General features: G+C 53.8%; 12 protein-coding genes. 1 reads left to right on the top strand and 11 read right to left on the bottom strand.

Translation table 11 applies throughout. The annotated features are described in order from the left end of the window. Position 1 precedes the first annotated feature (1 nt). The 5 genes from recG to gmk are packed head-to-tail and all read right to left on the bottom strand — an operon-like array spanning position 2 to position 5,861. Positions 2 to 2,080 carry an ATP-dependent DNA helicase RecG gene (gene recG / locus AC6I8L_RS19715; RefSeq protein ID WP_058960143.1) on the bottom strand — a complete coding sequence of 693 codons (2,079 nt, stop codon included), beginning with the start codon at positions 2,078 to 2,080 and terminating at the stop codon, positions 2 to 4. Continuing rightward, positions 2,077 to 2,772, bottom strand: coding sequence for a tRNA (guanosine(18)-2'-O)-methyltransferase TrmH (trmH, locus tag AC6I8L_RS19710; protein WP_034823857.1), 696 nt, complete (start codon positions 2,770 to 2,772; stop codon positions 2,077 to 2,079). Before trmH ends, recG begins: the two co-directional genes overlap by 4 nt. A 3-nt stretch (positions 2,773 to 2,775) precedes the next feature. Next, a complete protein-coding gene (spoT, locus tag AC6I8L_RS19705) occupies positions 2,776 to 4,884 on the bottom strand; it encodes a bifunctional GTP diphosphokinase/guanosine-3',5'-bis pyrophosphate 3'-pyrophosphohydrolase (RefSeq protein ID WP_034823856.1) in 2,109 nt (702 codons plus the stop codon). Positions 4,885 to 4,904: 20 nt separating this feature from the next. Further along, positions 4,905 to 5,180, bottom strand: coding sequence for a DNA-directed RNA polymerase subunit omega (rpoZ, locus tag AC6I8L_RS19700; RefSeq protein WP_034823855.1), 276 nt, complete (start codon positions 5,178 to 5,180; stop codon positions 4,905 to 4,907). 57 nt (positions 5,181 to 5,237) lie between these two features. Further along, positions 5,238 to 5,861 carry a guanylate kinase gene (gene gmk, locus AC6I8L_RS19695; protein WP_034823854.1) on the bottom strand — a complete coding sequence of 208 codons (624 nt, stop codon included), beginning with the start codon at positions 5,859 to 5,861 and terminating at the stop codon, positions 5,238 to 5,240. A gap of 239 nt (positions 5,862 to 6,100) precedes the next feature. On the opposite strand from gmk, the gene ligB reads away from it, so the two are divergent. Then, a complete protein-coding gene (ligB, locus tag AC6I8L_RS19690) occupies positions 6,101 to 7,843 on the top strand; it encodes an NAD-dependent DNA ligase LigB (RefSeq protein ID WP_058960142.1) in 1,743 nt (580 codons plus the stop codon). Here ligB and AC6I8L_RS19685 read toward each other — a convergent pair. The 6 genes from AC6I8L_RS19685 to AC6I8L_RS19660 all read right to left on the bottom strand — a co-directional run bounded on the left by AC6I8L_RS19685 (position 7,784) and on the right by AC6I8L_RS19660 (position 13,430). Further along, the gene (locus tag AC6I8L_RS19685) at positions 7,784 to 8,401 is read right to left on the bottom strand and encodes a trimeric intracellular cation channel family protein (RefSeq protein WP_058960141.1); all 618 of its coding nucleotides are present in this window, start codon (positions 8,399 to 8,401) and stop codon (positions 7,784 to 7,786) included. The genes ligB and AC6I8L_RS19685 overlap by 60 nt on opposite strands. 323 nt (positions 8,402 to 8,724) lie before the next feature. Next, entirely contained in the window at positions 8,725 to 9,369 is a 645-nt protein-coding gene (locus tag AC6I8L_RS19680) for an oligosaccharide flippase family protein (RefSeq protein ID WP_058960156.1), read from the bottom strand. A gap of 74 nt (positions 9,370 to 9,443) precedes the next feature. Next, on the bottom strand, positions 9,444 to 9,710 hold the full coding sequence (locus AC6I8L_RS19675; protein WP_034823852.1) for a hypothetical protein: 267 nt from the start codon (positions 9,708 to 9,710) through the stop codon (positions 9,444 to 9,446). 436 nt (positions 9,711 to 10,146) lie between these two features. After that, positions 10,147 to 10,542 (bottom strand): hypothetical protein, encoded by a 396-nt coding sequence (locus AC6I8L_RS19670; RefSeq protein ID WP_058960140.1) that lies wholly within the window; start codon positions 10,540 to 10,542, stop codon positions 10,147 to 10,149. Between the two features lie 218 nt (positions 10,543 to 10,760). Next, positions 10,761 to 11,903, bottom strand: a complete 1,143-nt coding sequence (locus AC6I8L_RS19665; protein WP_374754038.1) for an alanine racemase — start codon at positions 11,901 to 11,903, stop codon at positions 10,761 to 10,763. 72 nt (positions 11,904 to 11,975) lie between these two features. Beyond that, the gene (locus AC6I8L_RS19660; protein ID WP_058960138.1) at positions 11,976 to 13,430 is read right to left on the bottom strand and encodes an efflux transporter outer membrane subunit; all 1,455 of its coding nucleotides are present in this window, start codon (positions 13,428 to 13,430) and stop codon (positions 11,976 to 11,978) included. Between the last annotated feature and the right edge of the window lie 121 nt (positions 13,431 to 13,551).

Raw genomic sequence — 13,551 nt, 5'->3', positions numbered from 1 at the left:
TTTAAGCGTTGCTGTAGCGCTCGGTCTCTGGCAGCCAGCGTTCAATCAACCCCTGCGCCTGTTCTGGATAGTGCTGGTGGATATGGCGTGCCACGCGTTGCACTTCCGGGATCATGCCCTGATCGCGCAGTAAGTCTGCAACCTTAAACTCCGCATTACCGGTCTGGCGCGTACCAAGTAATTCACCGGGACCGCGAATTTCCAGGTCGTGCTGAGCGATGACGAAGCCATCGTTGCTGTCGCGCAGTACCTGCAAACGCTTCTGCGCGGTTTTACTGAGGGGTGCTTTGTACAGCAGCACGCAATGCGAGGCGACTGCGCCACGGCCCACACGGCCGCGCAGCTGATGCAGCTGAGCCAGGCCCAAACGTTCCGGGTTTTCGATGATCATCAGGCTGGCGTTGGGCACGTCTACCCCGACTTCAATCACCGTCGTCGCGACCAGTAACTGAATCTCGTTGGCTTTGAAGGCCGCCATGACCGCCTGTTTTTCTGCCGGTTTCATGCGGCCGTGCACCAGCCCAACTTGCAAGCCAGGCAGCGCGAGTTTCAACTCTTCCCAGGTGGCTTCCGCCGCTTGTGCTTCCAGTACATCTGACTCTTCAATCAGCGTACAGACCCAGTAAGCCTGGCGACCTTCAAGGCAGGCGTTTTTCACCCGCTCGATAATATCGCCACGACGGCTGTCAGGAATGGCCACCGTGGTGACCGGTGTGCGGCCAGGCGGTAATTCGTCGATGGTGGAGGTGTCGAGATCGGCATAGGCGGTCATCGCCAGGGTACGCGGAATCGGCGTGGCTGTCATAATCAGCTGATGCGGATGGAAACCTTGCTCTTCACCTTTTTCCCATAGCGCAAGACGTTGATGCACGCCGAAGCGATGTTGCTCATCAATGATCACCAGCGCCATGCCGTTGAATTTGACCTGCTCCTGGAACAGCGCATGCGTGCCGACCACCATCGCTACCTGTCCGCTGGCAATCGCTTCCTGCTGGGCTTCACGTGCTTTGCCTTTTTGCTTGCCAGCCAGCCAACCCACTTCAATGCCTAGCGGCGCGAACCACTGGCGGAAATTGTTGGCATGCTGCTCGGCCAGCAGCTCGGTCGGCGCCATCAGCGCCACCTGTTTGCCATGCGCAATGACATTCAGCGCCGCCAGCGCCGCGACCAGCGTTTTGCCCGATCCCACATCGCCCTGCACCAGACGCATCATTGGGAAGTCGTTGGCTAAATCGCGCTCGATCTCCTCAACCACGCGTTTTTGCGCGCCGGTGGGTGAGAAGGGCAGCGCGGCCAGCAATTGATTCACCAGATTATGCTTAGCAGGCATCGGCAACGCATGATGACGTTGAGCGCCGGCACGAACCGCCAGCATGCTGAGGTTGTGCGCCAGCAGCTCTTCAAGGATTAAGCGCTTTTGTGCGGGATGACGACCGGTTTCCAGCTCGCTCAGACGTAAATCGGGCGGCGGACGATGCAGCGTGCGCAGGGCATCCGGCAAACTCATCAAGCCACCGCTCAGTTCTGACGGCAGCAACTCGGCAATCGGGCAGCTTTCCAGCAACGTCAGCGCTTGATCGGTGAGATTGCGCAGCGTGGCCTGACGAATGCCTTCAGTGGTGGGATAGACCGGTGTCAGGGTTTCCTGTAGCTCGACGCCGCCCTGTTCGCCCTGCACGCGATACTCGGGATGAATAATTTCAGCACCGCGCTGACCACGTTTGATTTCGCCATAAGCGGTGACGCGGCGGCCTGGCGCCAGACTGTTTTTCATCCCGGCATTGAAATTGAAGAAGCGCATGGTCAGCACGCCGCTGCCATCACTGATCTGGCACACCAGCATGCGGCGGCGGCCAAAGGTGATCTCACTGTGTAGCACTTCACCTTCCACCGTGGACCAGACGCCCGGTAGCAGGTCATTAATCTTGTAGAGTTGGGTGCGATCTTCGTAGCGCAGCGGCAGATGCAGCAGCAAATCCTGAATAGTGAACAGGCTGAGTTTAGCCAGTTTTCCCGCCTGACTGGCGCCGACGCCGGTCAGGGTACTGAGCGGTATGGCATCCAGCAGACGGCCTTTCATTTTTTACCTGTGGATTGCATGGTGGCCCACCAGTCGGCATCGGCTTCCACCTCGCCCTGGGCGTTGATATGCGGATAAGGCAGACCTTTTTGCTTCGCCACGCGGGCAAGCACCGGATAACCGCCTTCAAACAGCAAACGCTGCTGTTCATCGGCATCAAGCAGGCTGTGCTGACGTTTGTACATGCCGGCGTTCTGCCGTTGACGCTGCGCTTCATATAGAATCAGCGCGGAGGCGACGGACACGTTGAGCGACTGCACCATGCCCACCATCGGCACAATGATGTCTTGATCGGCGAGCGCCAGCGCTTCAGCGGTGATGCCGGTTTTTTCCTGCCCCATAAGAATGCAGGTCGGTTTGGTGTAATCGATCTCGCGAAAATCCACTGCATTGGCCGACAGATTGGTCGCCAGCACCTGCATCCCCTGATCTTTCAAGTGACGCACGGCTTCTGCGATATGACGATGCGTCTGCACTTTCACCCAACTGTTGCTGCCCGCTGAAGCAGACACCATGGTGCGCATGCGCACGCTAGGCCAGACGGCGTGCACTTCATGGATGCCGACCGCGTCAGCAGTACGAATCACCGCCGAGACATTATGCGGCTTATGGACCTGCTCCATGCACACGGTGAGATCGTGCTGGCGCATGGCCAGCATTTCCTGGATACGAGCAAAACGTTGAGCGTTCATGCACTAATTACGGTTACGGTGAACTTTAATCACATCCGGCATTACGCGGATTTTACGCATAATATTGGCCAGATGGACGCGGTCGTTCGCGGTGAGGCGGATAAAGGCGCTGTAAACACGGCCGTCGCGCTCTTCCGTGTTAAGACTTTGGATGTTGGATCCCGCTGTGTTGATAGCCGCCGTCAGGTTCGCCAGTGCGCCCTGATGGTTGAACATATCCACCTTAATTTCCGCGACAAACTCCTGGTCGATAACCTTGTCCCACTCAACCGGCATGAACTTCTCGGGCTCTTTCTGATAGCCACGGATGTTACGACAGGATTCGTGATGCACCACCAGACCTTTACCCGGGCTGACGTGCGCGACAATAGGATCGCCAGGAATCGGACGACAGCACTTGGCAAAGGTAATCAATACGCCATCAGCACCTTTGATCGGCAGCTTTTTGCGTTTGCTGTTGCTTTGCGGCTGCTCAGCACCCGACTGCAGCAGGTTTTTCGCCACGACCACGCTCATGGCGTTGCCGAGGCCGATCTCCGCCAGCAAATCGTCAATGCTGGTCAGCTTCATGCGCTCCAGCTCGTGCTGAATATTTTCCGGCGGGATCTCTGCCAGCTTCTTGCTGCCGCCGAGCGCATGGCTCAACAGGCGACGGCCAAGGTTAACGGAGTCTTCGCGTTTGAGGTTTTTCAGCAGCTGACGAATCTTGGCGCGCGCTTTTGAACTCACCACAAAGTTAAGCCACGCCGCATTCGGGCGTGCACCTGGCGCGGTGATAATTTCAATGGTTTGGCCGCTGGTTAGCGATTGCGACAGCGGATAAGGCTGGCGATCGACACGTGCACCGACACAGGCATGGCCAATATCGGTGTGCACGGCGTAAGCGAAGTCTACCGGCGTGGCGCCAGCAGGCAGTTCGACGATGCGTCCTTCCGGCGTGAAGACGTAGATCTCATCCGGGAAGAGATCGGATTTGACGCTCTCGATAAATTCAAACGAGCTACCGGCGCTTTGCTGCAGCTCCAGCAGGCTTTGCAGCCAGCGCTGAGCGCGAATCTGTGCGGTCGTGCCGCTTTCACCGGCCTCTTTATAAGCCCAGTGTGCCGCTACCCCCATCTCCGCCATCTGATCCATATCTTCGGTACGGATTTGCACTTCAACGGGCACGCCGTGCGGGCCAATCATTGATGTATGCAGTGATTGATAGCCGTTGGCCTTGGGAATAGCGATGTAATCTTTGACGCGTCCAGGACGCGGTTTGTACAGGCTGTGCATCTGACCGAGCACGCGATAACAGGTATCCAGGTCTTTCACGATAACGCGAAAGGCATAAATATCCATGATCGAGTGGAATCGCTGCTCTTTCAGGTGCATTTTGCGGTAGATCGAATAGAGATGCTTCTCGCGGCCACTGACACGGCAGGGAATGCCTGCTTCCTGTAAGCGCCCGTCGATTTCAGAAAGGATCTTCTGAATCATCTCCTTACGATTACCGCGTGCCGCTTTCACCACCTCTTTGATCACGCGGAAACGATTTGGATAGAGGGCTTCAAAGCCGAGTTCTTCCAACTCTGTTTTCAGGTGATGAATACCGAGGCGGTGCGCCAGAGGACTGTAAATCTCCAGCGTTTCCAGCGCGATACGACGTTTTTTGTCCGGTCGTAACGCACCGAGCGTACGCATGTTGTGCGTGCGGTCAGCCAGTTTGATCAGAATGACGCGGATGTCTTGCACCATCGCCATGATCATTTTGCGGAAGTTTTCAGCCTGGGCTTCTTTCTTGTCGCGGAACTTCAGCTTGTCGAGTTTCGACACGCCTTCCACCAGTTCGGCCACGCTTTTGCCAAACAGCTGTTCCATATCCTGGTAAGTGGCGGGTGTATCTTCGATCACGTCATGCAGCAGCGCTGCCATCAGCGTTTCATGGTCGAGTTTCATCTCGGCCAGAATGCAGGCAACGGCAACAGGATGGGTGATGTAAGGTTCACCGCTGGAGCGTGTCTGACCCTCGTGGGCATCACGCGCGACGAGATAAGCTTGCTTGAGGCGCTTGATTTGCTCCTCAGGCAAGTATTTTTCAATCAGTTGATTGAGGCTTTCAAACAGATACAAGGTTGACCTGCGAAGTGCTGTTAACGACGACCTTCAGCGATAGCGGTAACGGCTTGTAACTCAGCGGCTTCCTGCTCTTGCTGCTCCTGACGATCACGCACATCCAGAATCTGGGTGGTGATCAGGCCTTCTTCGATTTCGCGCAGGGCGATAACGGTGGCTTTATCGTTCTCTTCCGGAACCAGCGGATCTTTACCGCCTACCTGCATCTGACGTGCACGACGTGCAGCGACCAACACCAGGTCAAAACGGTTACCAATTTTCTCTACTGCGTCCTGAACGGTTACGCGTGCCATAGGTGTGCTACTCCACAGATGATGAAGAAATGACTGGGCATAATACTGAAAGTGACTTCAGACTGCCAATAGTTTGCTGATTAAAGCATCATGTCGCGATTTTTGGCGACTCATACGCAGACGTTCTGCGCGAATAATGTGTTTCAGGTCGGTCAGTGCCAGGTCGAAATCATCATTCACGATCAGATAATCGTATTCAGCGTAGTGACTCATTTCCGCCACGGCCTGAGCCATACGGCGGGCGATAACCTCTTCGCTATCCTGACCACGGCCACGCAGGCGACGATCTAACTCTTCAGTCGACGGCGGCAGCACAAAAATGCTGCGTGCGGCAGGCATTTTCTGGCGAATTTGCTGAGCACCTTGCCAGTCGATATCCAGAAATACATCGACACCGGTCGCCAGCACGCGCTCAATCGCGGCGCGCGAGGTACCGTAGTAATTGCCAAACACTTCCGCATGTTCGAGGAAGTCTTCAGCGGCAATCATGGTCTCAAATTCAGGCTTGGAGACAAAGAAATAGTGTTCACCATGAACTTCACCGGGACGCACGCCGCGAGTGGTATGGGAAACAGACACCTGCGTATCGTATAGCGGCTGTGTCTTCAATAAAGCCTGAATCAGACTGGATTTACCCGCGCCACTGGGGGCGGAAACAATATAAAGCGTGCCTTGAGCCATGGTTATCTTGAATTGAGTAAAGAGCGGAGTCGATTTCCTGCACAGTATACACGGCTTAACGGTGCCACGCAGCGTTTGCCGTTGGGCTAAGGTAATTCTTTTTCTGTGAACCCGCGCCAGATAACGCGGTAAGCCGCTGCAAACGGCTTAAAAAGCCGGGAATACGTTTGCTCTTTACCACCTTCAGCACTGGTCATTGCCCTCATCGCACTCTCCAATAGACAAAAAGGAGAGCAACGATGAAAGGATGGTGGTGGTTGTGTTGCTGGTTTTTCACCGCGGCTTGCGGGGCTGAAGCGCTGTGCCCTAACTGGTCACCGGTGCGCGCCGAACAAGAGATGGTTCAATTACATAGCCAGCTACGGCACTGGGATGATGCCTACTATCGCAAGGGCACGAGTCTGGTTAGCGATGGGGACTATGACAGCCTGCAGCAACGCTTACTGCATTGGCAGCGCTGCTTCGCGCCGGATCAACGGGCTTATCAAGCGCAGCCCACAACGGACGGTAGTACCCGACACCCGGTGGCACACACAGGGGTACGGAAACTGCGTGACAAGTTGGCAGTGGCTTACTGGATGCAGGATAAATCGCCACTGTGGATACAGCCGAAAGTCGATGGCGTGGCGGTAACGCTGGTGTATCGACGCGGGCAATTGGTTTCCCTGGTGAGTCGCGGCGATGGCTTGCGTGGCGAAGAGTGGATAACCAAAGCCCGCCATATTCCGGCGATTCCTACTCACATTGAAACCGATCGTGAAGAGGTGGTGCTGCAAGGCGAGCTGTTTCTGCTTATGACCGATCATCAGCAAGCACGTGACGGAGGGCGAAATGCCAGAGCGCAGGTGGCGGGTGCGATGATGCGTCATGAAGTATCCCCGCTGTTGGCAGATCTCGGAATTTTTATCTGGGCATGGCCCGATGGTCCAATCCAGATGCCCGCTCGACTGGCGCAGTTATCACGCTGGGGATTCGGTCTGGCGCAGGACTGGAGCCGCCCAATCAAGAACGAAGAGGAGGCGGAGGTGTGGCGCGATCGCTGGTTCCGTGCATCTTTGCCGTTCGTCACCGATGGCGTCGTGATCCATCAATCACCCGTCGGTGCCGGGCGGGACTGGCAGCCTGGTCAGGGGCATTGGTCCGCCGCGTGGAAATATCAGCCGGTTGAAGTCAGCAGTGAAGTGCTGTCCGTGGATTTCAACGTTGGGCGCACGGGGAAAATTGCCGTGGTGCTGAACCTCACTCCCGTTCAGCTGGATGATAAAACCGTGCGCAGAGTGAATCTTGGATCGCTGCGGCGATGGCGGGAGCTGGATGTCATCGCAGGTGATCAAGTGATAGTCACGTTAGCCGGTCAGGGTATTCCTCGCTTAGAGCGAGTCATTTGGCGGGTGAGAGGGCGAGATTATCCTTTAACACCACAGCAGGGCGAATTTAATCCGCTGTCTTGTTTGCACTTCAACCAGGATTGCCGGCTTCAGTTCTTATCACGCCTCACCTGGCTCAGTCAGAAATCGGTGCTGAACATCCCTGGCGTGCAACGTAGTAGCTGGCAGCGGTTACTGAACAGTGGCGCGATCACTCATCTTTTTTCCTGGCTGACGTTAACGCCAGAAGAGATCGCGCAGGACAGCGGGATGTCCTCTGCGCGGGCACAAGAGATTTGGCAACGTTTCCAACAGACACGTCAGCAACCCTTTCGGCGCTGGGTGAGCGCATTAGGTCTACCGCTTCCCCGAACCGCGTTGCAGGCCTTAGTGGATAACGACTGGACAGCGTTGCTGGCTCGCTCGGCAGATGAGTGGCAGCAGCTACCCGGCATCGGGCGCACACTGGCAGAGCGGATTGTTAGCATGCTGCAGGATGAGGAATTACAGCAACTGATCCGCTTTTTACAGCAGCAGGAAATTCCTGCTGCACCTTTAATGTTCGGGGTGGGGATAGTTGAAGATCGGCAGACCAAGGCGGAAGCGCAGCGCTAATAAACGGCCAATGAAGCCGGCCAGCAGCGTAATGATCACCACGGCTTCATGGGGAAGCGGCGTTTTGAGCAGCAGAATGTAGATCCAACCTGCGGCAAATGCGATACCGGCATAGAGCTCTTTTTGGAACACCAGCGGGATGCGATTGCAGAACATATCACGCAGCACGCCACCAAAAACCCCCGTGATCACGGCGGCAATAGCGGCAATGATCGAGGCATGACCAGAATCCAGCGCGACCTGCGCGCCAATAATGGAGAACACCACCAGGCCAAGCGCATCCAGTACCAGAAACACTTTACGCAGATGATTCATTAAAGGGGCAACAAAAGTGGTCACCACCGCAGCGGCGGCCACGATCATGATGTACTCCGGGTTTTTAACCCAACTCAACGGATAATGCCCGAGCAGGATGTCACGCACCGAGCCGCCTCCGATTGCAGTGACGGACGCAATGATGATGACGCCAAACAGATCCATTTTGCGGCGACCAGCGGCCAGCGCACCGGTCATGGCTTCGGCGGTGATGCCAATAATGTAGAGAACGGTTAATAACATAGAGCACTCCATAAGATCGGCGGTCAGCCTAAAGATTTCCTCAGCTATCGACCACTGAGTATTTCTAAAGCAGACGTCATCGGATTAGCTGTTTTGATGCCGCTCATGCTAACAGGCTTAACCCGCTTGATAAATCAGGAGTGCGTTACGCTTTCGCATTAAAAAATGTGATGTGATCTGTGTGATCGTGCAGGTCTGAGGGGTAAGAGGACGGGTGAAGAAGAGATGTTAAACGTATCAAAAAAAGAAAAAAGCGTGCTGGCGACCAGCACGCGAACGCATCTTCTCAGATGCCCAGAGCCCACCATACAGACTTGTTTTTATTATCCGTTTCTTGCTCGCACGTTAGCGAAACTTTTCAGGCTAAAACGGTATTCTGGCTGGAACCAGGAACGACCGTAGTAGCAGTAGACCAGCATTCTGATGGATACCATGGCCAGGTAGCCCCATATAGCGCACAACACTGAAGGGGTCAGCCATACGGTAAACAGTGTGACACCCAGGCCAACCAGCACCGATGAGGTTTCTGTGAAGGCGATACGCGAGAATTGTTTCTCACGCTGTAATATGGCGCGATAATGTTGCCCTTGTGGAATAATGATGAAAATCACCGAAATCATTTCCAGCATAATCGCCATTTCCGGTTGGTTCATTATTCGGCTATATAAATCACTACCAATAAACAGCACGGCGAATATCACCATGCCACTTAATACATTTCCCCAGTAGAGAATGGAAAGTTCGCTGTTATTAAGATTTATATTTCTGATGACGGAATTACCAAACCCACGGTCGGCAAGCGTATCAATAATCAATAACATCACAATGGCAATCGCGAGTAAATCTAACTCGTTTGCCTGAAGTATTTGTGCCAGAAGTGAAAGTTGTAAAACACCAATGCCGACGATTTTTATGGATGACAAAATTGACCATTTGGCGCTGGCCAAACTTTTTTCTCTTATCGCCATGTTCTGCTCGTTATGGTACATGTACCAATGCAATTAAGGGTTCACCCGGGCGCCTGCCCAGAGTACAGATCACATCAATGCAACGTGTCCTGACGCAGCCCTGAAATGCCTTTCAGAGTTTGCCACGTAAAGATGCATTCAATTAAATGATGTTCTGAATTTAAAGAGATGCCCCTGGCGCGTAAATATTTCATTGTCTCAGCGGTATCTCCTCCTGTTCGGAGGAAATCCGCAAGATCATTATAAAATCCCTTTGAATTATTATATTCCCCGGCCAGTATCCTACTGGCAATCTCAACAAATTCTTTTTCAGACAACAAAGGATAGGTTGAGCGATCCATGTTATTTCCCTGCTGTTGTTATTATCGGGTATTGCTGTGTGTGAATGAGTTATACCGTGTTTTAATTAAATTAACACCATAAGAAAACTCCTATAAATGAACTTCAGAAATAAATGGTTTCAGACTTTGCATCAGAATAGATAAGGGGACGGATGAGCGATTAATAAGTCCTGTTAGACATTTTGATCGGCGATTAAACAAGCCATTTGAATAAGTAAGAAAAAACACCGATAAATCAGAGGGGCTAAGACTTAGGAGGCGTGCTCTCACCAGGAGTTTTCCTGGTGAGAAGACTTTAGCCAGACTGGTGATTAGCACGAAAAGCAACAGGTATTATCGTTAAACAGTTAAACGCTATTGCGTAGACAAAGATGACTTTTTTATTGATTGCTTCCAGCGAAAGTTAAAGCAGTACGATTTTTATAATGCATTGATTCTAATGAGTTAACAGGTGTAGAAGTTGATCCAGGTCGCGTTTTACCCAGTCAACGTCCTGAGCAAATTTTTCATCAGACATAAGGGGTTGGCGATAAACCACCATCACCACTTCGGCTCCCTTTTCGTTAGCAATCACGCGCATCGGCATATAAATCTCCTTACCGCTGCCGGTATCGATCCAATGATCCATGACGCCAAAGAGGTTGTGTGGCGTGAAGCGGATTTTCACTGAACCTTCAGGTCCTTTGGCTTTCCAGTAGTTACCCTCTTGCGTGAGCGTACTGGCACTTAGCCCACTGGCCCATTTGGCAAAGCATTCAGGTTTCCAGATGGTTTCATATAAATCTAACCAGTTGCGGGGAATGGTCAGCGTGACTGTCTGAGATGGCAGCATGGAACCTCCGTTAGGCGAATGAAAGGCAGGGAATCCGTAAGGGTGGCTTCTGGAGATGAATGATGGCCGCCACAGTAAAATGGCGGTCTTAAGGCCGTACCCTACAGAATGATGAGACTGCCTACAGCAAAGAGTACCTTAACTGAAGGGGATTCCGCTGCAAATGGCAGGATAGTGGAAGTGTGCTGCAACAGAGGTTTCCAGTAAAAATCCTGCTATCAGATAAACTTGCCGCGTCCCTGAATATCCTTCGTCTCTGCTGTACCGTCCTGATGGCGTAAAACGAAGCGGTCAGATTGAGCCACTACCGCGCAGCTGTGATTGGGGAAGATGCGTAGCAGAGCCCCAAGCGCCGGAGCATGATCCCCGTATTGCAGAAAGCCATGCTCTTCCGAAAGTTTCAGAATTTCGTATTGGTTGCCCTGCTCATCAACGGCGATACCGAAACCGCTGGCGTTAGTGCCGTGCGGACCCTTATCAGAGCTGAGCATCTTGGAGCCGGCATCAATAATCGCGAAATGCGGATTCACCGCCACTACACGCGTTACCACGCTGAGTGCCAGTGCATCGGGCGTGCACAGCCCCAGGCGCCAGGCGGTAAGATCCAGCAGCGCATAATTTCCAGGACGAATTTCGTCGCTGCCTTCAGCCACGGGCGCGGCCAGGGCTGTAGGCGTGGAGCCAACAGAAATGCGGCAACGCGCAAAGCCTGCAGCGATCAATTGCTGCTGAACCTGGTTCATTAACATGATTTCTTGCTGTGCAACTTCAGCGATAGCCTCGGCATGACCCGCGCCGTAAGCATGGCCGGCGTGCGAAACCAGTCCGGCAAAAGGCAATCCCGCTGCTTTAATCTGCTGCGCCAATGCCACGGCCTCACCGCTGTGCGGATCCACTCCCACGCGGTGCAACCCCACATCGACTTTGATGGCGATAGACAATTCACACGTGGGCTGCTGGCGATGCGCTTGAGCGATTGCCGTGACGCCGAGAGTACAGTCGGCAATACAGGTGACACGCGCCTGATATTGCACGGCGACAGCCAGTAATTCAGTGAGTGTATCGGCGTGAACAACGGGATAAGCCAGCAGCAAATCGCGCTCCCCACCGAGGATAAAGGCAACACCCTCACTGGGTTTTGACACGGTAATACCACGCGCACCTAACTGGCGTTGCTGTTCGGCAATCCAGACACTTTTATGCGTTTTGATATGTGGACGCAGCGTGACACCTGCGGCATCGGCTTTTTGCTGCATGTGTTGCAGATTGCGTTGCAGGCGCGTCGCATCAATTTCGAGGTAAGGCGTCAGTCGGTCAGCGATAAGAGGGCGTAACCAGCCGGCATTGGCATTCTGTTCCATCATGATAGTCCGCAGAGTATTCCAGGTGCGGACTATCATTCATCAATGTGCGGCAGAATGCCAGCCGTCAGCTTATCCCTTCACTGAAGTGCCAGTGTTCTGGAATCCGCCCCCCAGGTCTTCAATTAATACCACTGCCAGATTGATCTGCTGCGCCTGCAATGCCACCAGTTTCTGATCGGACTCGATGAGTTGGTTCTGGATGGTCAGCACATCAAGGTACGGACGCAATCCTGCAGTGTATTCACGGTTTAAATCATCCCATGCGCTATGAATGAGTTGATTCGCGCTCTGCTGCTGCGCCAGCTGATCCTGAATCGACTGCAGTTGGGTAATGGTATCGCTGATATTCCCCAGGGAACCAATCAGCAGCTTGTTGTACTGCGCGACAGCCAGATCATAGTTAGCGTCACTTTCCGCTAAATCGGCGCGGCGCTTGCCGGCATCGAAGATCGGCAGAGACAGACTTGGACCCACGTTAAAGAATCGGCTGGGTGCACCAAAAAATGCATCGCCGAGCAGTGAACGGGTACCGGCTTCCGCCACCAGGTTGATGTTGGGATAGAACTCGGTTTTCGTTGCGGCAATTTGTTTTGATGCTGCTTCTACGCGCCAGCGTGCTGCCACCACATCCGGGCGACGGCCCAATAGCTCCGCTGGAATATTACCCGGCAGCGTGGCGGCAATGGGGACACTCATTTTCGCCGGTTTCAGTTGGTGCCAGTAATCGGGCCCTTTGCCGATCAGCGTGGAGAGTTGAATGCCGGCATCGGTGACATTCTGTCTGGCTTCGGTCAGAGTCGCTTCAGCGGTTTTTTGCTGCGATAGCGCCTGCTTATATTGATAGTCGGACGTCAAACCGGCGCTGACATACTGCTGCTGAATTTTGGCGATGCCACTGGAACGATCGGCATTCTGCTTTGCCAGTTCAGCGTTCGACCAGGCCAGGTTGAGGTTATTCCAGGCGCGCGTCACATTGACGGCGAGCGTCAACTGGCTGGCCTGGCGATCTAACTCACTGGCACGCGCCTGGCCCAGCGCGGCTTCAGCCGTATCTTTCTTGCCGCCCCACAGATCAAAGGTGTAGCTCATGCCGATATTGGCCGTGCGCAGCGTGCTGTAGCTTTTCCCTTGCAGAAGCGGGTCGTCGACTTTTGCCACACGTGAACGCGTGATCCCGGCATTGAGATCCACATCGGGATAGCGTTCAGCATCGGCAGCAATGACCTGCGCATTGGCTTTGTCTGCCTGCGCGTTCACCACCTGCAGGTCCGGGCTTGAAGTCATGGCATCAGCAATGAGCCGATTCAGCTGTGGATCGTTAAATCCCTGCCACCATTCGGTTTTCGGCCAGTTTGCTGCGCTGAAATGCGCGCCGCTAAGGGATGCTTTGGCTTGCAGTGAGTTGGCATCAAGCAGTGAGTTATGAGGATGTAAGCCGTGCGGATTGGCACAACCAGCCAGCAGTGCGCTGGCCACGGCAAGCGCCAGCAGCGCGCGTGGTTTAGTGGTAAATGGCAGGTTCATGTTTTTGGTCAGAATAGAAGAGAGCAGACCATTACATGAGTCTGTGCAATTTTTGACAAACCTGTTTTTCGTTAAGAATGGTTGGTAAATGTGAGCAGTGCAGAAGGGGCAGCAGGCGAAG

Source organism: Type-E symbiont of Plautia stali (assembly GCF_059731115.1).
Note: the sequence above shows the minus strand (reverse complement) of the source record. Positions and strands in the feature narration are given on the sequence as shown.

Coding starts and splice junctions, on each gene's coding strand:
- AC6I8L_RS19675 (WP_034823852.1), bottom strand. CDS start 9,710: ATGGATCGCTCAACCTATCCTTTGTTGTCTGAAAAAGAATTTGTTGAG.
- AC6I8L_RS19670 (WP_058960140.1), bottom strand. CDS start 10,542: ATGCTGCCATCTCAGACAGTCACGCTGACCATTCCCCGCAACTGGTTA.
- AC6I8L_RS19665 (WP_374754038.1), bottom strand. CDS start 11,903: ATGGAACAGAATGCCAATGCCGGCTGGTTACGCCCTCTTATCGCTGAC.
- AC6I8L_RS19660 (WP_058960138.1), bottom strand. CDS start 13,430: ATGAACCTGCCATTTACCACTAAACCACGCGCGCTGCTGGCGCTTGCC.
- AC6I8L_RS19680 (WP_058960156.1), bottom strand. CDS start 9,369: ATGGCGATAAGAGAAAAAAGTTTGGCCAGCGCCAAATGGTCAATTTTG.
- AC6I8L_RS19685 (WP_058960141.1), bottom strand. CDS start 8,401: ATGTTATTAACCGTTCTCTACATTATTGGCATCACCGCCGAAGCCATG.
- trmH (WP_034823857.1), bottom strand. CDS start 2,772: ATGAACGCTCAACGTTTTGCTCGTATCCAGGAAATGCTGGCCATGCGC.
- gmk (WP_034823854.1), bottom strand. CDS start 5,861: ATGGCTCAAGGCACGCTTTATATTGTTTCCGCCCCCAGTGGCGCGGGT.
- ligB (WP_058960142.1), top strand. CDS start 6,101: ATGAAAGGATGGTGGTGGTTGTGTTGCTGGTTTTTCACCGCGGCTTGC.
- rpoZ (WP_034823855.1), bottom strand. CDS start 5,180: ATGGCACGCGTAACCGTTCAGGACGCAGTAGAGAAAATTGGTAACCGT.
- recG (WP_058960143.1), bottom strand. CDS start 2,080: ATGAAAGGCCGTCTGCTGGATGCCATACCGCTCAGTACCCTGACCGGC.